The organism is Auraticoccus monumenti (genome assembly GCF_900101785.1).
Taxonomy (GTDB): domain Bacteria; phylum Actinomycetota; class Actinomycetes; order Propionibacteriales; family Propionibacteriaceae; genus Auraticoccus; species Auraticoccus monumenti.
The window spans coordinates 1,523,645-1,543,546 of the sequence record NZ_LT629688.1 but is presented as its reverse complement, the minus strand read 5'-3'; the positions used below and the strand labels follow the sequence as shown (position 1 = coordinate 1,543,546).

Here is a 19,902-nt window from a genome sequence, read left to right as displayed (position 1 = left end):
GGGTGGGCGGTGCTGACGCGACCGGACCCGGTTCGCCGCCCCCGCACCGGGTACCTGCGGGTCCAGGCCAGGACGAGGAGGGGTGGGCGGATGCACAAGGTCGTGAACGGCGTCGTGGGTGCCGGTGGGGTGGTGCTGCGGCGGGTGCTGGGTGCGGTCAGGTCCCCCTCCGCCGAGGGCGGGACGTCCAGGGAGCGGTGGCTGGTGGTCTCCGTCCACCTGCCCCAGGAGGAGGTGGCTCCGGGCGGACGCCTGCCCGCGCCGCTGGCCGGGCTCGGCGACCGCATCGAGGTCGTGGTGCGCCCGGCCCCGGGGGACAAGGGCACCGAGATCGCCGCCCGCCTGCGTCAGCCCCCGCGCGGCGGGCTGGCCGGTGCGGCCCGCCGGCTCGGCGGCGACGCGCCCCAGCAGGAGCTGCGCTCCGCGCTGCGGCACAGCAAGCAGCTGCTGGAGGTCGGTGAGGTGCTGGTGGTCGACCCGGCCCCGCACGGCCCGCGCAGCGCCACCCCGGGCGGTGCGCTGCTGGAGAAGGTCACGGAGCGGGCGGACGAGGAGGGACGGCTGTGAGGGCGCTGTGCTGGACCGGGGTCAACGAGACGTCGGTGGAGACGGTCGAGGACCCGCGGATCCTCAACGCCGAGGACGTCGTCCTCAAGGTGACGCTGACCACCAGCTGCGGCTCGGACCTGCACCTGATCGGCGGCTACATCCCGTTCATGCGGGCCGGTGACGTGATGGGCCACGAGTTCGTCGGCGAGGTCGTCGAGGTGGGGACCGCCGTCCGCAAGCACCGGGTCGGTGACCGGGTGGTCGTCTGCTCCTTCGTCAGCTGCGGACGCTGCTGGTACTGCACGCAGCAGCTGTTCTCGCTGTGCGACAACGGCAACCCCAACCCGGCGATCACCGAGGCGCTGTGGGGCTTCGCCCCCGGCGGCTGCTTCGGCTACTCCCACGCCATGGGCGGTCACGCCGGCAGCCACGCGCAGTACGTCCGCGTCCCCTACGCCGACCACGGCGCGTTCCCAGTGCCCGACGGCGTGGACGACATGACGGCGCTGTTCGCCTCCGACGCGGCCCCCACCGGCTGGACCGGGGCCGACCTGGGCGAGGTGCGTCCCGGTGACGTGGTCGCCGTCTGGGGCGCCGGCGGCGTCGGCCAGATGGCGGCGGCCGCGGCCTGGACCCGCGGCGCCGAGCGGGTCGTGGTCATCGACCGCCTCGCCAACCGGCTGCGGCAGGCCGAGCAGCACGTCGGCGCGGAGACGCTCAACTACGAGGAGACCGACATCGGCGCGGAGCTGCGGGAGCTCAGCGGCGGCCGGGGCCCCGACGTCTGCATCGAGGCGGTGGGGATGGAGGCGCACGGCACCGGTCCCGCCTACCTCTACGACCAGGTCAAGCAGCAGCTGCGGCTGCAGACCGAGCGCCCGAACGCGCTCCGCGAGGCCATCCACGCCTGCCGCAAGGGAGGCACCGTCTTCACCCTCGGCGTCTTCGGCGCGCTGGCGGACAAGTTCCCGATCGGCGCGGTGATGAACAAGGGGCTGACCCTGCGCGGGGCGCAGATGCACGGGCAGCGCTACATCCCCGAGATCCTCGAGCGGATGGCGGCCGGGACGCTGCAGACGTCCCACCTGGCCACCCACGTGATGCCGCTGGAGGACGGCCCGAAGGGCTACCAGATGTTCAAGGACAAGGAGGACGGCTGCGTCCGCGCCGTCTTCCGGCCTCACGGCTGACCTCAGCGCGCGAACAGTCCCGCCAGCACGGTGAGGGCGGCGGCCCGGTCCTCCACGCCGCCGCCCTCGTGGCCGTTGAAGGGCCAGACGGCGATCTCCTTAGGCCCGGGGTGGGCGTTGTGGCTCGCGAAGACCGTCGACGGCGGGCAGACGGGGTCCATCAGCCCCACCGAGTACCAGGTCGGGGTGCGGGAGGTGCTGGCGAAGACGACCCCGTCGACGTAGGCCAGCGTCCGCGTGACGGCCTCGACCATGGTGCGCTGGCTGGACAGGTAGCGGGCCAGCTCGACGTAGGGCGTCTGGTCGGTGATGGTGATGGCCCGGGCCACGTCGCTGAGGAACGGCACCCAGGCGAAGCACGCGGTGAGGTCGTCCCGCAGCGCGGCCACCGCCTGCGCGGTCGCCCCGCCCTGCGACCCTCCCTGCACCGCCAGCCGGGTCGCGTCCACCGCCGGGTGGTCGGCCAGCACGTCGACGGCGAGCACCGCGTCGGTGAACAGCCGGCGGTAGTAGCAGCTCTCCGGGGACTCGATGCCACGGGTCAGCACTCCCGGGTAGGCCGGCCCGCTCGGGTGGGGGTCACCTGTCACCCCCGGGCCCTGGAGCCGGCCGGCCCCCTGGCCGCGGGTGTCCATCACCAGGTGGGCGTACCCGGCCGCGGTGACGCTGAGGTGCTCCAGCGGGTTGCCCCTCCCGGCGCCGTAGCCCAGGTACTCCACCACCCCGGGTACCGGCGCCTCCGGGCCCGCCCCCGGCGGCAGCAGCAGCCAGCCGCGGACGCGGTCCCCGGCGAAGCCGCTGAGCTCGACGTCGAGCACCGTGACGTCGCGGAGCACGGTGGCCACCGGACGCACCTCGGCCGGTCGGGCCGCGGCCCGGGCCGAGGCCAGCGTGGACGTCCAGAACTCCTCGAAGTCCTCCGGTGTCTGCACGGTGCTGCGGTGCTCGCGCAGCGCCGCCAGCGGCATGTCGGTGTACACGGTCCTCCTCTGCGGTCAGGCGGCTACCTGAGCCCGGAGTGGGCCAGGCCCTCGACGAACTGGCGCTGGGCCAGCAGGAAGACCACCAGCACCGGCACCACCGTCATGGTGGCCGCCGCGAGCTGGGTGTCCCACATCTCGCCACCGTAGGCGTCGGTGTAGCGGGTCAGCGCCTGCGGCAGGGTGAACAGCTCCGGCGTGGTCAGGTAGACCGTCGGCTCCAGGTACATGTTCCAGGAGCCGAGGAAGGTCAGGATGGTGACCGCCGAGAGCGCCGGGCGGGCCAGCGGCAGGAAGATGCGCCACCACATCCCCAACCGGCCCAGACCGTCCAGCCGCGCGGCCTCCTCCAGCTCGACCGGCAGCGCCAGGAAGAACTGGCGCATGATGAACGTGGCCAGCACCGCGGAGGCACCGAAGGCCGGGACCACGATCAGCGGCACGTGCGTGTTCACCAGGCCCAGCTGCCGGAACATCTGGAACAGCGGGATGATCGTCACCTCGGTCGGCACCAGCAGACCCACCAGCACCACCAGGAAGACCGCGTTCTTCCCCGGGAAGGGGATCCGGGCGAAGGCGAACCCGGCCAGGCTGGAGACCAGCAGCGTGATGACGGTGACCGTGACGGCCAGGTAGAGGCTGTTGGCGTACTGGCGGGCGAAGGGCTGGAAGGCGAACGCCTCCCGGTAGGAGTCCAGCGTCGGGGCCACCGGCAGCAGCCGCGGCGGGTTGGCGAAGATCTCGTTGAGCGGCTTGAACGACGAGGCGATCATCCACAGCGTCGGCACCGCGAACGGGACCACGAGCACGGTCAGCGCGACCACCAGCAGGGCCGTCCGCCACCACGAACCCGGACGGCGCCTCCCGGGCGCCAGGCTGACCGGGGCCCCGACGGCCGAGGGCCCGGGGGTCACCGGGGGAGGCGGGGGCCCGGTGGTCACGGTGCTGGTCTCACTGCTCATGGAACACCCACTTCCGGCGCAGCTGCCACTGCACCACGGTCAGCACCAGCACGAAGGTCAGCAGCATCAGCGACAGCGTCGAGCCGTAGCCGAGGTCGTTGAACTGGAAGGCCTGCTGGTACACGTAGTAGACGAGGACGGTCGTCGACGTCCCCGGACCGCCCTCGGTGAGGACGGCGACCTGCGCGAAGGCCTGCAGCGAACCCACGATGGTGAGGATCGCGGTCAGCAGCAGGGTCGGGGAGATCAGCGGGAGCGTGATCCGCCAGAAGGTGCGCGCCCGGCCGGCGCCGTCGATGCTGGCCGCCTCGTAGAGCTCGCGCGGCACCCCCTGCAGGGCGGCCAGGAACAGCACCATGTTGACCCCGACGCTGCGGATCATCTGGGTGACCACCACCGACAGCATCGCGGTGGGGCCACCCAGCAGCCAGTTGGGTCCCTGCACGCCGAACACGGCCAGCAGGCCGTTGATCGAGCCGTTGTCCTGCAGCAGGAAGCCCCAGACCAGCGACCAGGCGACCACCGAGATGACCACCGGGGAGAAGAAGAGCGTGCGGAAGACCGTCCCGCCGGGGATCCTGCGGTTGAGCATCACCGCCAGGGCCATGCCGACCCCGAGGTTGAGCACCACGACACCGGTGGAGAAGACGGCCGTGGCGGCCAGCACCGAGGGCATCCGGGGGTCGGCCAGGACCGCGGCGTAGTTGCCCCCGCCGACGAAGGTGCTGCTGCCGGAGAACACGTTCCACTCGTTGAGGCTGAACCACACCGCCATCACGACCGGCACCAGCACGAACGCCACGATCCCCACCAGCTGCGGCAGCACGAAGAGGTAGCCGGCCACCGCGTCCCGGCGTCGGAGGGTCCACCTCGTCGACGCCGGGCGCGGGGTGGTCAGGACGGTCACCCGGTCACTCCGCCTGCAGCAGCGGCTCGATGGCGGTGCAGGTGCTGTCCAGGACCGCCTTCACGTCGGCGTCGGGGGTCCACATCGCGTCCAGGGACTCCTTGCCGGTCTGCACGATCTCGGCCTGACCGGTGTGCACCGGCGGCGAGACGGCCTCCGGCAGCTCCTGCACCACGACCCGGTCCAGCTGCTCGGCCGACAGCACCGTGTTCACCTCGGCCAGCTTCTCACCGCTGAGCAGCGAGCTGCGCGGCGGCGGGAAGAACTGGGCCAGCTTGGCGGAGTTCTCGGGGTTGGTCATGAAGGTGAGGAAGTCGGTGGCCTCCTCGACGTTCTCGCTGGACGCGATCACGCCCATCCCGGCCTGGCCGAGGGTCGCGTACTCCCCCACCGGACCGGCGGGCAGCGGCAGGATCTCGAACTCGAAGGAGCCGTCGATCAGACCGGCCCGGGAGACCTGGGCGGTGGTGAAGGCCGCGTCGCCGGCGAAGAAGTCCACGCTGGTGCCGGGGCCGGGCATGGCCCCGGACTCGAAGGCCGCGTCGTGCACGAACTGGAAGGCCTCGGTCATCTCCGGGCTGTTCATCGTGCAGGTGCTCCCCTCCCACGGGGTGGCGCCCCAGCCCGTCCACACGGTGGCCAGGCTCATCCACGAGGAGTACTCGAAGTCGCGGATGACGAAGCCCTCCGCGTCGGTCTCCTCGCTGACCTCGGCACCGATCCGCTCGACCTCCTCCCAGGTCAGCTGCTCGGGCACCTCCTCGCCCACCTCGGCCAGCAGGTCGGCGTTGACGTACATCGCGAACGGGCTGTTGGAGAAGGGGTAGGCGTACAGCTCGCCGTCCTTGCTGAACCCCTGCGTCACGCTGGGCAGGATGTCGGGGTAGTCGTAGCCCTCGGCGGTCGAGAAGGGCTCGGTCAGCGGTACCAGGGCGTCGGCGGCCATCAGGTCGACGGCGATGTCGCCCACCCAGGCCAGGTCCGGGGCGCTGCCGCCGGCGATCTGGGTCGACAGGGTGGTGTTGTAGTCGGCGAAGGGCAGCGACTCGAAGGTGACGCTGCTGACCTCGGGGTGGCTGGCGGTGTACTCCGCGGCGATCGAGTCGAAGAGCGCGAGCTGCTTCTCGTCCGCCGTCCACACCGACATCCGCAGGGCCACGCCGCCCTCGCCACCCTCCCCACCCGGTGACGCCGTGCCGCCCACGCCGCACGCGGTGCTGGCCAGCAGGCCACCCACCGTCGCCAGGCACGTGACCAGCTTCGTTGCTGTCCTCATCAGTTCTCCTTCTGGTGCGTCAGTAGCCCAGGACTTCGGGCCAGTGGATCTCGACGCCGGCGGCGACGAGTCGGTCCTGCAGCTGGCGGACCAGCTCGGGGGTGGTGGCCACCTCGCGCGGTGTGCGTCCGGTGTCCAGGCAGAGGGCGGCCAGCTCACCGGCGGCCTCACCGACGTTCCACTCCACGGGGTGGAGCCGGTAGGCCCCGTTCGTGATGTGCGTGGTGCCGATGTCCTTGCCCGCGGCGACCAGGTTGGTGGTGCGTCGGGGCACCAGGGCCCCGAGCGGGATCTCGAAGGGCGCGCAGGGGACGTCGATGTAGTTGTCTCCGCCGGTGGAGGGGTGCAGGTCGATCCGGTACATCCCCACGCCCACGGAGTCCTGGAACGTCGCCGGACGACCGTGCCCGCGCACGTCGACGGAGATGTCGCCCTCGGTCACCGTGGTGAGGGCCCTGATCCGGCGCGACTCGCGGATGTAGGGGGCCATCGCCAGGCCGTCGTCGGTCCCCATCACGTCCCCGCGCATCCGCAGGCCGGGCCAGCCCCGTCCGCCGTCCGGACGTGGCGCCTCGGTCTGCAGCCAGTAGAAGTAGCTGAGCGACAGGTCGCGGGCCGCGGCGAGGTGCTTCGCGACGTCGTCGGCCCCGATCACCGAGGCGTCGAGGTAGTCCAGCATCGGCCAGTTGGCCAGCACCACGTCGCTGTCGTAGCTGCCGGGCACGAAGTTGGCCCGGGCGACGATGCGACGGAAGGTCCACAGGTCGGAGTCCCCGGCCGAGACGCTCTGGTCGGCGTCCGGGGCGGGCACGGCGGGGTTCACCACCATGGTGCGGACCTCGGGGACCCGGGTGCGCGGGTTGGGGGCGGTGAAGGAGAGCAGCCGGTCGCCCCAGAAGTCGGGCTGGTACTCCCGCCAGTAGTCGTAGCCCGCCGGGCGCTCGATGGTGTGGTCGGCCCCCTCGACGTGGTCGAAGGCGAAGCAGTAGGTGATCGGCTGCACGTTGTCCGGGTCGGCCACCGCGGGCGCGCTCGGCTCGCCGTGCTCGTCGGTGCTCTCGGCGCCGACCACGTGGTCGGTGCCGGTCAGCGGCAGCAGGTCCCCCAGCTCGGTGGCGTCCAGGACGTAGTCGGCGGAGACGGTGCGCTCGGCGCCGGTGGCGGTGTGGCGCAGCGTGACCGAGCGCACCACGTCCTCGGAGGTCTCGGCGGCGGTGGGCACCCAGGGCTGCCACACCGTCAGCTGACCGGTGGAGCGGTACGGGGCGAGCATCTGCTCCAGCACGGCCACCGCCACCCGGGGCTCGGCGCAGAGCCGGCTCACGGTGCCCGAGCCGGGGTTGAGCCACCGGTCCCGGCGGGCGGCCTCGGTCAGCGGGTAGTGCCGGCGGTAGTAGTCCCGGATGCCGTCGCGCAGGGCGCGGTAGCCCGCGGTCACCCCGAACTGCTCCACCCAGGCGTGCTCGTCCGGGGGCACGCCCTGGGACGTCAGCTGCCCGCCCAGCCAGGCGTGCTCCTCGGTGAGCAGCACCCGACGTCCGCGACGCAGCGCACCCAGGGCCGCCGCGACACCGCCGAGCCCACCACCCACCACCAGCACGTCGACCTGGGTCACCAGCACGCTCCTCAGTCCTCGGCGGATCCGCCGGGAGCACGCTAACTCGTATTAGCACTGGCTGCAAGAGGGACGCTCACACGGCGGTGAAGGAGTTCTCGGACGACGGTCCAGGTCGCGGCGGCGGGACCGGCAGACAGCGCGCAGGCCTCAGGCCGGGGCGGCGACCCGCTCCCGGGGGCGGGTCGCGCGGTACCAGCTGGCGCACAGCAGCACGATCAGGGCGAGGTCGACCGCGTCCCCGCCGTAGTACATGAGCACCGAGCCGGACTCGGCCTGGGCGGCGGTCACCCCGACCGGTGGGTGCGCGTAGAGGTGCTTGGCCAGCACGTCGTGGGCGGCGAGGGCGCCGACCAGCACCGCGGCGCGGTAGGCGTGGCTGCGGTACGGCAGCGGGTCGGCGCGGACGGTGGCGGCGGTGAACAGGTAGCCCGCCAGGAGGACGTGCAGGTGCACCCCGACGTGGACCACCGGGTTCGTGTGCACCGCGGCGTACAGGCTGGTGGTGTAGAGCACCCAGAGGCCGCCGACGTTGAGCAGCGCCGCGACCACGGGGTCGGTCAGCACCCGCAGCAGCGGTGTGCGCAGGGCCCTGGTGACCGCCCGCGCGGCGGGGACGGGCAGCGCCCGCAGCAGCGCCGTCACCGGCGCCGACAGCACGAGCAGCAGCGGGGCCAGCATGCCGAGCAGCAGGTGGGTCACCATGTGCGCCCGGAACGAGTGGTGCGCGGCCTCGGCCAGCGGACCGGTCACCGCGAGCGCCGCGGTTCCCGTCCCGGCCACCCAGAGCAGCACCCGCCACCGCGGCCACCGGCGTCCGCGGCCGACGGCGACCGCCCAGAGGTAGCCGGCGACGGCCGCCAGTGCGAGGACCACCACCGCGACGTCCAGCAGGGACGGCCCGCCGGTCGCGTGGTGCTCAGGCACGGACGGCGTCGCCCCCGGCCCGGGTCCGCACCAGCAGCACCGCACCGGTCACCACCAGCACCACCGCCACCAGGTTCCAGGTGAGGTCGTAGGGCAGCAGGTCGACCTCGTAGCGGATCTGGTGCAGCCCCATCAGCTTGTGCTGCACCAGGCCGTCGTAGAGCTGGAAGCCGCCGGCGCCCAGCAGCACCCCGGCGACCCACCGGGTCCACCACAGCGCGCCGCGGCGACGCAGGTCGGCGAAGAGGAACAGCGAGGCCACCACGGCGAACCAGCCGAAGGCGTGGAACAGCCCGTCCGAGATCAGCCCGACGTCGGTGCTGGCCCGGTCGTAGAAGTGGTGCCAGCGGAGCAGCTGGTGGAACACCACCTCGTCGACGAAGGCGGCCAGCCCGATGCCGAACAGCACCCCCGAGAGGGTGTTGCGGGCGCGGTGGGCGCCGGGTGGCACGGCGGCGCGTCGGGCGGCGTGGTCGGTCACGGGTTCCTCTCCGGGGGCTGGCCGAGGCTTACCCGACGCCCCGGTGCCCACACCGGACCGGCTACCCCTCCACCCGCACGGAGACCTGGACGCGGTTGGACCAGGGGTCCTCGAAGGTCACGGTGCGGCCGTCGTCGCGCAGCCCGACCCCGTGGGCGGTGAGGCGCTCACCGAGGGCGCCGAGGTCGTCGGCCCCGGGCAGCTCGATGCGGACCAGCCCGAGGCCGAGGGCGAGCCGCCGACGTCCGGCGCCGGCGCTGCGCCAGGTGTTCATGGCCATGTGGTGGTGGTAGCCGCCGGCGCTGACGAACAGGGCCCGGTCGCCCATCTCGGCGGTGGTCTCGAAGCCGAGCTGGTCGACGTAGAAGCGGCGCGCGGACTCGACGTCACCCACCGACAGGTGGACGTGGCCGACGGAGGCGGGGCGCTGGTGGGCCTGCCGGACCGCCTCCTCCTCCAGGTGCTCACGCAGGTAGCGGTTCGGGTCCAGCGCCAGGCTGTCCATGTCGACGTGGCCGTGGGTCCAGCTCCAGCTGGTGCGGTCGCGGTCCCAGTACAGCTCGATGCCGTTGCCCTCGGGGTCGGTGAGGTAGAAGGCCTTGCTGACCAGGTGGTCCGCGCTCCCGACGAAGCTGCCGGGGTGCCGGCTGGCCACCGCGTGCAGGGCGGCGGCCAGGTCCGCCTCGGTCTCGAAGAGGATGGCCGTGTGGTAGAGCCCGGCCTCGCGGGGACCGGCGTGGCGCAGCTCGGGCGCGTTCTCCAGCACCACCACGGGCGACCCGCCACGCCCCAGCACGGCACGGTCCCCGTCCTGGTTGAGCAGGGTGAGCGTCACCGCGTCGCGGTAGTAGGCGGTCATGGCGTCGAGGTCGGCCACCCGCAGGGTCACCGCCCCCATCGCGGTGTCGCCCGGGAGCCGGTCGACGGTGCTGAGGTGGGGCATACGGGCTCCTCAATAGGTTGTTGCGACAACTATCACTCTACGCGCGTATGGTTGAGCGGTCAACCAAGGGGAGGTGCGACGTGACCACGTGGCTGGACGACCAGGAGCACGCCGCCTGGCTGAAGCTGGCCGGGGTGCTCGAGCTGCTCCCGGGTGCGTTGGACTCCCAGCTCCGCCAGGACGCGGGCCTCACCCACTTCGAGTACCTCGTGCTGGCCATGCTGTCGGAGACGCCGGGCCGCACGCTGCGGATGACCGCCCTCGCGGCCCGGACCAACGCCACGCTCCCCCGCCTCTCCCACGTCGCGCGCCGGCTCGAGGAGCGGCACCTGGTCGAGCGGCTGCCCTGCCCCGAGGACGCCCGCGCCACCAACGCCCGGCTCACCGAGCACGGCTGGCAGACCCTGGTGGCCACCGCGCCCGGCCACGTCGGGGCCGTGCGCCGCTACGTCTTCGACGCCCTGAGCCCGGAGCAGGTCAGCCAGCTCGGCGAGATCGCCGGGACCGTGCTGGCTCGGCTGGACCCCGACGGCCGCTTCGCCCACACCTTCTCCGGACGCGGACCGGACGCGGCCGCCCGGACCTGAGCGACACCCCCGGGCCACCCCCCGCGCACGCCGGCCGGGGACCGGCGTGATTAGCCTGACGGCGTGATCCACGAGCAGCCCGACCCGACCTCCGCCGACACGGCTGCCACGCGCACCCCGGCCGAACCGGTCGACGACCTCGTCTCGACCCGCCACCAGCTCACCGTCGAGGGGCGCACCCTGGACTACACCGCCGTCACCGGGCGCATCGTGCTGCGCGACGAGGTGCACACCGACGGGGTCTTCAAGGGGCTGCTCCCCCGGGCGGAGGTGTCGATCACCTCCTACGTGCTGGACTCCGAGGACCCGACGTCGCGGCCGGTCACCTTCGCCTTCAACGGCGGACCCGGCAGCTCCTCGGTGTGGCTGCACCTCGGCCTGCTGGGACCACGACGGGTGCTGATGGGCGACGCCGGGGAGCTGCTGCCGCCGCCCTACGGCCTGGCCGACAACCCCCAGACCCTGCTCGCGGTGTCGGACCTGGTCTTCATCGACCCCGTCTCCACCGGCTACTCCCGCGCCCTGGCCGGGGAGAGGCCCGCGGAGTTCCACGGGTTCACCGCCGACGTCGAGTCGGTGGCGGAGGTGATCCGGCTCTGGACCGCCCGGCACCACCGCTGGATGTCACCCAAGCTGCTGGTCGGGGAGTCCTACGGGACGCTGCGGGCCGCGGCGCTGGCCGAGCACCTCCAGACCCGGCACGCCATGTACCTCAACGGCGTCGTGATGGTCTCCAGCGTGCTCGACATCGGCAGCCAGGACTTCCACGACCAGCGCAACGACCGCGCGCACGCCCTCTACCTGCCCACCTACGCCGCCGTCGCCCACTACCACGGGCGCATCCCGGGGCAGACCCTGCAGGAGGCGGTGGGGGCCGCCGAGGAGTACGCGTCGCGGGGGTACCGCTACGTGCTGGGCCGCGGCAGCCGGCTGAGCGCCGAGGAGCGCGCCGAGGCCGTCCGGCAGGTCGCCGCCCTGACCGGGCTGAGCGAGGACTACGTCGACCGCGCCGACCTGCGGATCGAGCACTGGCGCTTCTTCGGCGAGCTGCTGCGCGACCAGCGGCGCACGGTCGGACGCCTGGACGGACGCTTCTCCGCCCCGGCCGCCTCGGCCATCGCCGAGCACATGGACGCCGACCCGTCGATGGACGCCATCTGCGGCCCCTACGCCGCCGCCTGGAACCACTACGTCCGCGACGAGCTGGGCTACCAGAACGACCTGGCCTACGAGCAGATCTCCGCCCGGGTGCACCCGTGGTCCTTCAAGGAGTTCGAGGGCCGCCCGGTCGACGTCAGCGGCAGGCTGGAGCGGGCGATGCGGCAGAACCCCCACCTGCGGGTCCACGTCGCCTACGGCTACTACGACGGGGCGACGCCGCACTCCGCCGCCGAGGACACCTTCGCCCACCTGCAGCTGCCCGCCGAGCTGCGCGCCAACATCGAGCACGCCTGGTACGAGGCCGGCCACATGATGTACGTCCACGAGCCGACCCGGCTGCGCCAGAGCGCCGACCTCGCGGACTTCGTCACCCGCGCGACGGCCCGCTGAGCCGTTCGGGGGTGGGTCGTGGAGGTGCTGCTCCCGCTGGCCCTCGGGCTGGTGGCGGTCGTGATGCTGTGGCTGGGCGACGCCCCGGGCCTCCCCGCCGCGGCGCGCCGGGCATGGTGGACGGCGGCCGCCGTCTGCGGCCTGCTCGCCCTCGCGCTGCTGGTGTGGGCTTTCCTGCCCGGCGGGGGCGAAGCCCTCTGAGCACGACTCAGGCGGCGACGTCCAGGAGTCCCGGGTCCTCGCGGGCGGTCTCGGCCAGCAGCTCCAGCAACCTCCGCGCGGCCGGGTTGCGCTCCGCGGTCTGACGGACCGAGGCCACGCTCAGCCGCTCCGGTGCGGGGTCGCTGATCGGCACCTTGACCACGTCCGGTCCGAGCCGGGTGGTGGTCAGGTAGGGCCCCACGAAGAGACCGATGCCAGCGGCGGCGAAGGCCACCGCGCTGTGGTGGCCCGACGTCCGGGCCAGGATGCGCGGGGTGCGCCCGGCCTTGCGCCACGCGCGCTGCATGATCAGCCCGCAGGTGGTGTTGTCCACGTCCTCCTGCACCCAGGGGTGCTCCACCAGCTCGACCATGGAGACCTCCGACCGCCCGGCCAGGGGGTGGTCCGGGGACACCACGGCGAGGTAGCGCTCGCGGGCCAGCGGGACGCGGCGCCGTCCCAGCACCGAGGGGGCCGGCTCCTCGAGCTGGTCGGTGTGGATGCTGATGTCGATGGCGTCCAGGTCGGACGGGTCGATGGCGTCGGTGAGGTCCAGCCGGACCGAGACGTCGGGCAGCTCCTTGAGCAGTCGGCTCACCACGGTCGGCAGCCAGCCCTCCCCCGCCGACGGGTAGCAGCGCACGGTGAGGACGCCCGAGCGCCCGGCCGACAGGTCGTCGACCAGCCCGTCCAGGTGGGCCAGGTGGCTCATCACCGCGTCGCTCTCGGCGGCCAGCAGCTCACCGGCGGGGGTGGGCACGATGCCGCGGCCGGACTTTTCGAACAGGGTCAGGCCGGTCTCGCGCTGCAGGGCGGTGATCTGCTGGCTGATCGCCGACGGGGTGTACCCCAGGGACGTCGCGGCGGCCTGCACCGAGCCGCTGGCCACGACGGCCCGGAAGGCCCTGAGTCGTTGGATGTCGAGCATGCTCTGACCATACAGCGGTCCTTCACGACAGTGAAGGACCATTCGCTTGTGCTTGTGGGTGGAGGGATCGAGGCTTGAGCCATGAACCGCTACGGAACCCTCGGCCACGGACCCGTCGACCGCGACCAGGAGCGTCTGCTCCGCGAGCTCCAGGTGGAGCTGACCGACCCGTCCCCGACCACCCCGGACCCCTCCCGGCGTCCGGCTGCCACCACCCGGGTGCGCCGCGCCCTCGCCTCCCTGGTGCACCCTCGACCCTCCTCCGCCCTGCGCTGAACCAGGTCACGGGGACGTCTCGGGAACCTCAGGTCCTCCCTCGGTGCGACCCCCGCCCGACCTCAAGGAAGACGCAGTTCCAGAACTCCCCCGAAGCATTCTCTCAAGATCTCCAGAAGTGGCCCGGAATGGTTTGCTGAGGCATTTTCCGGCGTGGTCAGATTCCTCTCGCCACCCCGTATCGGGATGGCACGAGCGGGTCCGAGCAGCCGAGGACACGCCTCTCCCACAGCCTCCCGAGGAGCCTCAGCATGTCTCGTCCCACCCGCAAGACCGCCCGCATCGCCCGCTGGGCCGCCGTCCCCGTCGCCCTGGCCCTCAGCGGTCTCGCCGTGGCCCAGGCCTCCTACTCCGCCTACAGCGACACCACGGTCAACCCCACCAGCAGCTGGGCCTCCGGCACCGTCGACCTCGAGGACGACGACGCGGGCACCGCGCTCTTCAACGCCTCCAACATCAAGCCCGGCGCGACCGGCACCAAGTGCATCGCCGTGACCTCCACCGGCAGCCTGCCCTCGGTGGTCAAGCTGTACGGCACCTCCGCCGCCACCACCAAGTCCCTGGCCAGCTCCATCCAGCTGACCATCACCCAGGGCACCGGTGGCAGCACCGCCGGCTGCTCCGGCTTCACCCCGCTCTCCAGCGGCGCCTCGCTGTACTCCGGCACCCTGGCCGGCTTCGGCTCCGCCAGCACCGGCTACGGCAACGGCGTCGGCACCTGGGCCCCGACCGGCACCGCCTCGGAGACCCGCGTCTACCGCTTCGCCTACACCCTGGACGCTAACGCGCCCGACTCCACCCAGGGCGGCACCGCCTCCCTCGGGTTCACCTGGGAAGCCCAGAACAGCTGATCCGCGACCGGGAGCAGTCCACCGCGACCCCTCCCCGCACGCCACCCCACGAGCCCGAGACCGACTGAGTAGAAGGCATCATGAACCGGCTCACCAAGATCCTGACCGCACTCGCCATCACCTTCGGGTGCCTGGCGGTCAGCGCCCCGCCGGCGGACGCCGCGCCCTCCTACAACACCTGGCGCACGGACGTCATCTACATCCAGGACACGACGTCGCACCTCAAGGGCAAGGACGGCCGGGAACGCTGGCCGGTGCGGGAGGCCGCGCGGCTGTGGGGTCACAGCAGTCCCCTCCACTTCGTCTACGGCACGTCCCCCTGCACGCACCGTTCGCAGTGCGTGGTCGTCAAGGAGGTCACGATGCCGCGCACCACCACCGGCACCGCATCGACGACGTGGTGGTCCGATGGCACCATCCGCGGTCTGGACAACGGGACGAGGCCTGCCGAGGTCCGGCTGGCGAGCTGGTGGGGCAAGGAGGTCGACTACCGCACGCGACAGAAGACCGCGTGTCACGAGCTCGGTCACATCCTCGGTCTTGCCCACCGGGACCACGCAACCCGCAACCGGGACAAGTCCTGCATGGTCGGCGGCACCGGCGCGACGCACTACCGGCCCACGGCGGCCGACTACCGACTCGTGAAGACGATGTACAGCGCGAACAGGGGATGAGCATGACCGACTACCGGGACCAGCGTCTCCGCCGACGATCCGACGAGGGCACCGGCTCCGGGCCGTGGGCCTGGGGACGTCTGCTGGTCGCCGTCGGTGCCCGCTCGGTGCTGGCCGCGGTGGTTGCCCTCGCCCTGTGGGGAGCGCTGCCGGCCCTGATCGGCTGGCAGCCCACCACGGTGGTCACCGGGTCGATGATGCCGAGGATCGCCGTCGGCGACGTGGCGGTCGCCGCGCCCGCCGCCCCGGAGGCCGTGGTCCCGGGGCGGATCGCCCTCTTCGACGACCCCGACCACGCCGGTCGGCTCCGGCTGCACCGCGTGGTCGACGTCGACGAGCAGGGTCTGCTGGTCACGAGGGGTGACGCCAACCCCGCCGACGACTCCAGCCACGTCGACCCGGCCACGGTGCACGGGGTCGGCGTGCTCCGGGTCCCCGCGGTGGGTCTCCCCGTGGTGTGGTTCCACGAGGGCCGTCTGGGGCTGCTGGCCCTGGTGGGGGCCGCGGTCGCCGCCCTGCTGGCCCTCTCCGCCCTCGACCGGGACCTGGTCGGCGACGACGAGGACGACGACGAGGACGAGGACGAGGGCCCGCGCCGCGCGGTCGAGGCACCCACCGCGGGTCGCGGTCTCACCGACCTGCCCGTGCTCGTCCGGGCCGCCGTCGGCACCGCCGTGCTGGCCGTGGTGGTCGGCCTGCTGGTGACGGCCGCCGCGCCGGCCCACGCCGCCTACTCCGCCGCCGCCGGCACCACCGGCGGGTTCACCTCCGCCGGGTACTACAGCTGCAGCAGCGCACCCGTGGCCGACGACCCCTACCTGTACTGGAAGCTGGACGAGACCAGCGGCACCACGCTGGCCGACTCCTCGGGCAACAACCGGCGCGCGACCATCCAGACCTCCGGGTTCAGCTCGGTCGCCGCCGGGTGCGGCACCGGTCGGGCGCTCTCGCTGGGGAGCAGCAGCTACGCCAGCCAGAGCGGCGGCGCGGTCCGCGGGTTCCAGACCTTCACCGTCGAGACCTGGTTCCGCACCACCACCTGGACCGGCGGCCGGATGGTCGGCTTCGGCAGCACCGAGACCGGGACGTCGGGTGACTTCGACCGCCACATCTACATGGCCAACAACGGCACCCTGGTCTTCGGGGTCTACCCGAACCGGGTCGAGACCATCCGCTCCCCGAGGTCCTACAACGACGGGGCGTGGCACCACGTGGCCGCCACGCTGTCCTCGGCCGGGATGCGGCTCTTCGTGGACGGCTCCCTGGTCGCCTCCAGCAGCAGCGCCACCACCGCCGAGGTCTACGACGGCCGCTGGCGGATCGGCCGGGACAACCTGGCCGGCTGGGGTCCCTCCACGCCGATGACCTACGGCTTCACCGGGAGCCTGGACGACGTCGCCGTCTACGACCACGCGCTGAGCCCGGCGCAGGTCGCCGGCCACTCCGCCAGCCGTTCCTGAACGGGTACCTGCACAGACCGCGCTCCGCGTGGTAGGAACAGCTCATGGCCCAACGTGATGCCGACCACACCGACGTGAGCGCGGCAGAAGCCTTCCCCACCAGGCTGCTGCCGCGACCGACGGTGCGCGAGCTGCCGCCGGCGCCCACCTCGTACCGACGCCTGATCGGCCCCGGCATCGTGGCCGCGGGCGTCGGCCTGTCCTCGGGGGAGTTCGTGATCTTCCCCTTCATCGCCTCGCAGGTGGGCCTGGTGTTCGTGTGGGCCGCCCTGCTGGGGCTGGGGACGCAGTTCTTCATCAACCTGGAGATCGAGCGCTACACCCTGGCCACCGGCGAGACGGCGCTGACCGGGTTCAGCCGCTACTGGCGGCACTGGGGTCTGGTGTTCGCGATCCTGGCCTACTTCGCCAACCTGTGGCCCGGCTGGGCCATCAGCTCCGCGACGATCGTCTCCTTCATGACCGGGGGCACGCCGCGGTTCATCGCCATCGGGATGCTGATCGCGATCGGGCTGGTGCTGACCCTCGCCCCGGTGGTCTACGTGGCCCTGGAGCGGGCGCAGATGCTCAAGGTGGCCGCGGTGCTGCTGCTCTTCGTCATCGGCATGATCTTCGCCGTCGGCGCGGAGGGATTCGCCGCCGTCCCCCAGATCGTCACCGAGGCCAGCCTGCCGGCCGAGCAGCTCGGGTTCGCCGTCCTGGTCGGCGCGCTGGCCTTCGCCGGCGCCGGCGGCGGGCAGAACCTCGTCCAGTCCAACTGGATCCGGGACAAGGGCTTCGGCATGGGCCACTACGTGCCGCGGCTGGTCAGCCCGGTGACCGGGCAGCCCGAGGCGAAGCAGAACACCGGCTACATCTTCGAGCCCACCCAGGAGAACCTCTCGCGCTGGCGCGGGTGGTGGCGCTTCGCCAACATCGAGCAGCTGACGACCTTCGTCCTCATCACCTTCCTGACCATCACCTTCACCTCGCTGCTGGCCTACTCCACCGTCTTCGGCACCCCCGGCCTGGAGAACAACATCGGCTTCATCCGCACCGAGGGCGAGGTCCTCGGCGAGCGGGTCGGCTCCTGGTTCCGCTACTTCTTCTGGATCGTCGGCGCCTTCTCGCTGCTGACCGCCGCGCTGGGGATCGTGGACTACACCAGCCGCCTCGCTGCGGACGTGCTGAAGACGTCCTACCTGAAGCGCGCCGACGAGAACCGCCTGTACGCCCTGCTGGTGTGGGGCCTGGTCGCCATCGGCATCCTGGTGCTGGCCGTGGGCTTCGACCAGCCGCTGGCCCTGCTGGTCATCGCCGCCGTGGTGGGCGGGTTCATGATGTTCATCTACAGCGGGCTGCTGATCCTCATCAACCGCAAGCTTCTCCCCGCACCGATCCGGATCCGCGGGGTGCGGCTGGTGATCATGGTGTGGTCGATCGTGCTGTTCGGCGTGGCCACCACCGCGGCCGCCCAGCAGCAGCTGGGCCGGCTCCTCGGGGGCTGACCCCGTCCGACCCGCGGGCCGCGCTCAGACCAGACCCGAGCGGTAGGCGATCACCACCGCCTGGGCGCGGTCCCGGGCGCCCAGCTTGGTCATCGCGCGGCTGACGTGGGTGCGCGCGGTGGCCGGGCTGACCACCAGCCGCTCGGCGATCTCCTCGTTGTTCAGACCCTCCCCGATCAGCGCCAGCACCTGGCGCTCGCGCTCGGTGAGCAGCCCGAGCCGCGGATGCGGCCGGGTCCGGCGCTCGGGCTGGTCGCGCACGGACGCGATCAGCCGTCGGGTCACCGAGGGCGACAGCAGCGACTCCCCCGACGCCGCGAGACGCACCGCCCGCAGGATGTCCACGGGGTCGCTGTCCTTGACCAGGAACCCGGCGGCGCCGGCCCGCAGGGCGTCCAGCACGTAGTCGTCGTGCTCGAAGGTGGTCAGCACCACCACCCGGGTCGCGGCCAGCGCCGGGTCGGCCGAGATCTGGCGCAGCGCCTCGATCCCGTCCAGCTCCGGCATCCGGATGTCCATCAGCACCACGTCGGGTCGGACGCGGGCCACCAGCTCGACCGCGGCCCGCCCGTGCTCGGCCTCCCCCGCGAGGACCAGATCGTCCTCGGCCTCCACCAGGACCCGCAGCCCCATCCGGATCAGCGACTGGTCGTCGGCCACCACGACCGTGATCGGGCGACCCGTCCCGGACGGGCTGGCAGCGGCGTCGCTCATCGGGCCTCCTCCACCGGGATCGTGGCCCGGACCAGCACGCCGCCACCGGGTCGGGCGGCGACCTCCAGCGTGCCACCGAGGGCCCGGGCCCGCTCGGTCATCCCGGCGATGCCGTGTCCCGGGGTCGGTGGCGCCGCGGTCAGCAGCGGCCCGGAGTCGGCTACCTCGACCACCAGGACGTCGCCCTCGCGCCGGACGTCGACCTCGGCGGCCGCGGCGGGGGCGTGGCGCGAGACGTTGGTCAGCGACTCCTGCACGATCCGGTACACCGCGTGGGAGACCGAGGGCGCCACGACGCCCAGGGCCGGGTCCACCCGCAGCGCCACCTCCTGGCCGGCGGAGCGCAGGTCGGCCACCAGGGTGGGCAGCCGCTCCACCCCGGCCGGGGGGTGGGTGTCCTGCTCGCCGCGGAAGACCCCCAGCGTCGAGCGGAGCTCGCTCATGGCGTCCAGACCGGTGCGCCGGATGGCCCGCAGCGCCTCCTCGGCCTGCTCCGGCCGGCGGTTGACCACGTGCAGGGCCACCCCGGCCTGCATGGTGATCACCGACAGCGAGTGCCCGACCAGGTCGTGCACCTCCCGGGCGATCCGCAGCCGCTCGGCGTCGGCGGACTGGCGCAGCTCCTCGTCACGGGCCCGGCGCCAGGCCAGCCGGCGGGAGCGGCCGAGCAGCCCGGCCAGGGCCGCCAGCACCCACACCAGCAGCGCCACGGTGGTGGCCGAGGCCGTCTCCAGGGCGGTCCGCCCAGCGCCGGAGGGCCACCACGGCGCCACCAGCACCGGGACCAGCACCAGCGTCCAGCGCCACCAGGACGCCGGTGGGCGGGAGGAGGTCAGGGCGGCCAGGGCGAGCGCGGGGGCCAGGAGCAGCGGCCACGCCGAGGCACCCGCGGCGAGCAGCCCGGCCGTGCCGGCGGCGACCCCGACCAGCGCCGGCACCGTGCGCACCCGGCGCAGGGCCAGCGACACCACGACCAGGGCGAGGAGCAGCGCCAGCAGCCAGGGGACGTCGGCGCCAGGGCCCGGGCCGTCGGGCCAGTCCCGCGGGCCGTCCCCGCGCCACGGCGGCCCACCGGCACGTCCGGGGGTGAACCGGGAGACCACCAGCGAGAACCAGGTGCCCGCTCCCACCAGCAGCGCCAGGGGGACGTCGAGGAGCAGGCGCCGCGCGGGCGGGTGCGCCCTGCCTGCTGCCATCGCTGTCTCCTGTCGGCCGTCCCGGGGAGCGTACGGCGGCCCGGCGACCGCGCGCATCCGCTGGGGGACGCAGTCCGGCTGCGTCCGGGGACGCAGCGGAGGTGTCGTCGCCGAGCCGACGTGCTGCGAGACGACGGCGACGAGGGT

At 72.8% G+C, this 19,902-nt stretch carries 21 protein-coding genes; 10 read left to right on the top strand and 11 right to left on the bottom strand.

What is annotated here, in order from left to right:
- Positions 1-90: 90 nt before the first annotated feature.
- Positions 91-567, top strand: coding sequence for an SRPBCC family protein (locus BLT52_RS07100; RefSeq protein ID WP_090591919.1), 477 nt, complete (start codon positions 91-93; stop codon positions 565-567).
- Entirely contained in the window at positions 564-1,739 is a 1,176-nt protein-coding gene (locus BLT52_RS07095; RefSeq protein ID WP_090591916.1) for a zinc-dependent alcohol dehydrogenase, read from the top strand. The genes BLT52_RS07100 and BLT52_RS07095 overlap by 4 nt, the downstream gene beginning before the upstream one ends.
- Positions 1,740-1,741: 2 nt before the next feature.
- Here the strand turns inward: BLT52_RS07095 and BLT52_RS07090 are convergent, their stop codons facing one another.
- The 8 genes from BLT52_RS07090 to BLT52_RS07055 form a co-directional block, all read right to left on the bottom strand.
- Positions 1,742-2,719 (bottom strand): acetylxylan esterase, encoded by a 978-nt coding sequence (locus BLT52_RS07090; RefSeq protein WP_197679236.1) that lies wholly within the window; start codon positions 2,717-2,719, stop codon positions 1,742-1,744.
- Between the two features lie 23 nt (positions 2,720-2,742).
- Positions 2,743-3,681 carry a carbohydrate ABC transporter permease gene (locus BLT52_RS07085; RefSeq protein ID WP_090591914.1) on the bottom strand — a complete coding sequence of 313 codons (939 nt, stop codon included), beginning with the start codon at positions 3,679-3,681 and terminating at the stop codon, positions 2,743-2,745.
- Complete coding sequence (locus tag BLT52_RS07080) at positions 3,671-4,588, bottom strand: carbohydrate ABC transporter permease (RefSeq protein WP_231946543.1); 918 nt, start codon at positions 4,586-4,588, stop codon at positions 3,671-3,673. The genes BLT52_RS07085 and BLT52_RS07080 overlap by 11 nt, the downstream gene beginning before the upstream one ends.
- 4 nt (positions 4,589-4,592) lie before the next feature.
- Positions 4,593-5,864, bottom strand: a complete 1,272-nt coding sequence (locus BLT52_RS07075; RefSeq protein WP_090591911.1) for an ABC transporter substrate-binding protein — start codon at positions 5,862-5,864, stop codon at positions 4,593-4,595.
- Between the two features lie 19 nt (positions 5,865-5,883).
- Complete coding sequence (locus BLT52_RS07070; protein WP_197679235.1) at positions 5,884-7,479, bottom strand: FAD-dependent oxidoreductase; 1,596 nt, start codon at positions 7,477-7,479, stop codon at positions 5,884-5,886.
- Positions 7,480-7,629: 150 nt separating this feature from the next.
- The gene (locus BLT52_RS07065) at positions 7,630-8,406 is read right to left on the bottom strand and encodes a cytochrome c oxidase assembly protein (protein ID WP_090591907.1); all 777 of its coding nucleotides are present in this window, start codon (positions 8,404-8,406) and stop codon (positions 7,630-7,632) included.
- Positions 8,399-8,887: a DUF2243 domain-containing protein gene (locus tag BLT52_RS07060; RefSeq protein WP_172804003.1), complete on the bottom strand. Its 489-nt coding sequence runs from the start codon at positions 8,885-8,887 to the stop codon at positions 8,399-8,401. Before BLT52_RS07060 ends, BLT52_RS07065 begins: the two co-directional genes overlap by 8 nt.
- 61 nt (positions 8,888-8,948) lie before the next feature.
- A complete protein-coding gene (locus BLT52_RS07055; protein WP_197679234.1) occupies positions 8,949-9,830 on the bottom strand; it encodes a VOC family protein in 882 nt (293 codons plus the stop codon).
- Positions 9,831-9,910: 80 nt separating this feature from the next.
- On the opposite strand from BLT52_RS07055, the gene BLT52_RS07050 reads away from it, so the two are divergent.
- The 3 genes from BLT52_RS07050 (at position 9,911) to BLT52_RS07040 (ending at position 12,169) form a co-directional block, all read left to right on the top strand.
- The gene (locus BLT52_RS07050) at positions 9,911-10,417 is read left to right on the top strand and encodes a MarR family winged helix-turn-helix transcriptional regulator (protein WP_231946542.1); all 507 of its coding nucleotides are present in this window, start codon (positions 9,911-9,913) and stop codon (positions 10,415-10,417) included.
- Between the two features lie 63 nt (positions 10,418-10,480).
- Positions 10,481-11,968 (top strand): S10 family peptidase, encoded by a 1,488-nt coding sequence (locus BLT52_RS07045; protein ID WP_197679233.1) that lies wholly within the window; start codon positions 10,481-10,483, stop codon positions 11,966-11,968.
- Between the two features lie 18 nt (positions 11,969-11,986).
- Positions 11,987-12,169 carry a hypothetical protein gene (locus BLT52_RS07040; RefSeq protein ID WP_090591903.1) on the top strand — a complete coding sequence of 61 codons (183 nt, stop codon included), beginning with the start codon at positions 11,987-11,989 and terminating at the stop codon, positions 12,167-12,169.
- Positions 12,170-12,176: 7 nt separating this feature from the next.
- Here BLT52_RS07040 and BLT52_RS07035 read toward each other — a convergent pair whose 3' ends face one another.
- Positions 12,177-13,097, bottom strand: a complete 921-nt coding sequence (locus BLT52_RS07035; RefSeq protein WP_172804002.1) for a LysR family transcriptional regulator — start codon at positions 13,095-13,097, stop codon at positions 12,177-12,179.
- A gap of 81 nt (positions 13,098-13,178) precedes the next feature.
- Here BLT52_RS07035 and BLT52_RS07030 point away from each other — a divergent pair, with 81 nt between their 5' ends.
- From BLT52_RS07030 to BLT52_RS07010, 5 genes are all read left to right on the top strand, one after another.
- Complete coding sequence (locus tag BLT52_RS07030) at positions 13,179-13,373, top strand: hypothetical protein (protein WP_090591898.1); 195 nt, start codon at positions 13,179-13,181, stop codon at positions 13,371-13,373.
- Between the two features lie 251 nt (positions 13,374-13,624).
- On the top strand, positions 13,625-14,224 hold the full coding sequence (locus tag BLT52_RS07025) for a TasA family protein (RefSeq protein ID WP_090591897.1): 600 nt from the start codon (positions 13,625-13,627) through the stop codon (positions 14,222-14,224).
- An 80-nt stretch (positions 14,225-14,304) separates the two neighbouring features.
- On the top strand, positions 14,305-14,898 hold the full coding sequence (locus tag BLT52_RS07020; RefSeq protein WP_090591894.1) for a zinc metalloprotease: 594 nt from the start codon (positions 14,305-14,307) through the stop codon (positions 14,896-14,898).
- 2 nt (positions 14,899-14,900) lie between these two features.
- A complete protein-coding gene (locus tag BLT52_RS07015) occupies positions 14,901-16,358 on the top strand; it encodes a LamG domain-containing protein (RefSeq protein WP_090591893.1) in 1,458 nt (485 codons plus the stop codon).
- Between the two features lie 44 nt (positions 16,359-16,402).
- The gene (locus tag BLT52_RS07010; protein WP_090591890.1) at positions 16,403-17,845 is read left to right on the top strand and encodes an Nramp family divalent metal transporter; all 1,443 of its coding nucleotides are present in this window, start codon (positions 16,403-16,405) and stop codon (positions 17,843-17,845) included.
- Positions 17,846-17,869: 24 nt separating this feature from the next.
- On the opposite strand, the gene BLT52_RS07005 is transcribed toward BLT52_RS07010, so the two are convergent.
- Positions 17,870-18,559 carry a response regulator gene (locus tag BLT52_RS07005; RefSeq protein WP_090591888.1) on the bottom strand — a complete coding sequence of 230 codons (690 nt, stop codon included), beginning with the start codon at positions 18,557-18,559 and terminating at the stop codon, positions 17,870-17,872.
- Positions 18,556-19,755, bottom strand: coding sequence for a sensor histidine kinase (locus tag BLT52_RS07000; RefSeq protein WP_090591885.1), 1,200 nt, complete (start codon positions 19,753-19,755; stop codon positions 18,556-18,558). Before BLT52_RS07000 ends, BLT52_RS07005 begins: the two co-directional genes overlap by 4 nt.
- Positions 19,756-19,902 lie beyond the last annotated feature (147 nt).

Bases quoted from the DNA above. Each gene is read 5' to 3' on its own strand.
- BLT52_RS07100 (WP_090591919.1), top strand. From the start codon at position 91: ATGCACAAGGTCGTGAACGGCGTCGTGGGTGCCGGTGGGGTGGTGCTG.
- BLT52_RS07085 (WP_090591914.1), bottom strand. From the start codon at position 3,681: ATGAGCAGTGAGACCAGCACCGTGACCACCGGGCCCCCGCCTCCCCCG.
- BLT52_RS07075 (WP_090591911.1), bottom strand. From the start codon at position 5,864: ATGAGGACAGCAACGAAGCTGGTCACGTGCCTGGCGACGGTGGGTGGC.
- BLT52_RS07055 (WP_197679234.1), bottom strand. From the start codon at position 9,830: ATGCCCCACCTCAGCACCGTCGACCGGCTCCCGGGCGACACCGCGATG.
- BLT52_RS07035 (WP_172804002.1), bottom strand. From the start codon at position 13,097: ATGCTCGACATCCAACGACTCAGGGCCTTCCGGGCCGTCGTGGCCAGC.
- BLT52_RS07030 (WP_090591898.1), top strand. From the start codon at position 13,179: ATGAACCGCTACGGAACCCTCGGCCACGGACCCGTCGACCGCGACCAG.
- BLT52_RS07025 (WP_090591897.1), top strand. From the start codon at position 13,625: ATGTCTCGTCCCACCCGCAAGACCGCCCGCATCGCCCGCTGGGCCGCC.
- BLT52_RS07020 (WP_090591894.1), top strand. From the start codon at position 14,305: ATGAACCGGCTCACCAAGATCCTGACCGCACTCGCCATCACCTTCGGG.
- BLT52_RS07015 (WP_090591893.1), top strand. From the start codon at position 14,901: ATGACCGACTACCGGGACCAGCGTCTCCGCCGACGATCCGACGAGGGC.
- BLT52_RS07010 (WP_090591890.1), top strand. From the start codon at position 16,403: ATGGCCCAACGTGATGCCGACCACACCGACGTGAGCGCGGCAGAAGCC.
- BLT52_RS07005 (WP_090591888.1), bottom strand. From the start codon at position 18,559: ATGAGCGACGCCGCTGCCAGCCCGTCCGGGACGGGTCGCCCGATCACG.
- BLT52_RS07000 (WP_090591885.1), bottom strand. From the start codon at position 19,755: ATGGCAGCAGGCAGGGCGCACCCGCCCGCGCGGCGCCTGCTCCTCGAC.